The organism is Aminobacter sp. J41, from assembly GCF_000526635.1.
Lineage (GTDB): Bacteria > Pseudomonadota > Alphaproteobacteria > Rhizobiales > Rhizobiaceae > Aerobium.
This window is the reverse complement of the sequence record NZ_JAGL01000098.1, coordinates 1-1500: the sequence shown is the minus strand read 5'-3', so window position 1 is coordinate 1500 and position 1500 is coordinate 1. Positions and strand designations below refer to the sequence as shown.

Below are 1500 nucleotides of genomic sequence, written 5' to 3'. Positions count from 1 at the left end.
ATCTTGCGTATCTCACCTAGAGAAGGCGACCGAGGGTCTGGGGTGAAAAATGGCTAAAGTAGAGCGCCTGCATGGGCTTGATTTTTTGCGCGGCGCGTGCCGCTTCGGTCATCATCGCAACGAAACCTGTCCGCCCCAAAAGGATGTCGCCTGCCAGAAGTTCTGATAGTGGCTACAGAAGGTTCAAATTAGAGGCATCAATTGCGACACCGGCTTTCCCACCTTGATTGCCTCTTGATATTTCGCGTACTCGCGACGTTTGCAGTGTTGGTGGGGCACTCGGCTGCGTTCTTCAAGGGCCTGCAATTTACCCAGTGGCCGCAGGTCCCCTACATGCAAAACATTGCGGTAGTGCTGTTCTTCGCGTTGTCAGGTTATACGATCGCTTGGGTGGTGGACCGAACATCGGCCGCAGGCTTGTCGGGCTTCGGACGCTTCATTTATGATCGAGCAGCTCGCTTGCTCATTCCTTTAATCCCGATCTTGGCGGGTATGGGATTGCTCGAGGCCCTCTACTTTCGTGGGGAGCACCCTCTCGCTCAGTACTTCACCGTTCACGAGTTCCTCGGCAACATCTTGTTGCTGCAGGACATCCGCCCATGGTTCATACCGAGTCCTGACGTTCACCCGTTCGGTCTCAATCGCCCCCTCTGGACCATCTCGCTCGAGTTCTGGGTATACGTGATATTCGGCTGCTTCGCGTATGCGACTAGAAAAGCTCCAGTCGCTCAGCTCGCCGCCCTTACAGCGATCGGAGCAGTTGCGGTGTTGCTGATCGCGGATAGCGCTCTAGGAGCACGTGGCGCAGGGCTACCAATTATCTGGGCTCTGGGGATGGCGCTGTATCATGCGCGAAAAGGGCGCCCAAACTTCAACGGCTGGAGCAAAGGTGCTCTGCTCATACTGTGGGCGTTCGCAGCATCGCAACTATTTAATACCGCACTTTGGCCCGAGCGCGGCGGTTACTCTGCTACCTACAACCTCCTGATATTCGGCAATTTCAGTTTGGCGATGCTTTTGTTGCCCGGCATCACGGTACCGACAATTGGCATAAAACTGGCGGAATTTTTCGGGCGCTTTGCTTACACCACATACCTTGTGCACTACCCTATCATGTACATTTTACGTGATACTGGGATGCTTGCTCGGGGGCCAGTAGCCACCATTATCGCAGTTCTGGTTTGTTTGACCCTATCATGGCTGATTAGCCTACCATTCGAGCAGCGCTACAGAAATATCCGCGACTTGATATGGTCGACAGCCCTCCCGCGTCGTTACGTGAAGGCGTAGAATCCAATGCTCATTCGATTTCTAATATCCCTGTGTTGTGGCGACACGGATTAGCATTGGGAATTTCGTTCTAAAAAGAGTACACAGTCGCCTCCGACAAGTGACTTAACCGTCGTCTGTTGATTTCCGCCGAGAACTGACCCGGGATTGGGCGGTTTTTCCATTGAGAAGTGACCCATGTTTGAACCCACCCCTGCTGGTTGATCGCAG

1 protein-coding gene is annotated in these 1500 nt (G+C 53.7%); it reads left to right on the top strand.

Going from position 1 to position 1500, the window contains the following annotated elements; translation table 11 throughout:
- Positions 1-201 precede the first annotated feature (201 nt).
- Positions 202-1290, top strand: coding sequence for an acyltransferase (locus L630_RS0120680; RefSeq protein ID WP_024850061.1), 1089 nt, complete (start codon positions 202-204; stop codon positions 1288-1290).
- Positions 1291-1500 lie beyond the last annotated feature (210 nt).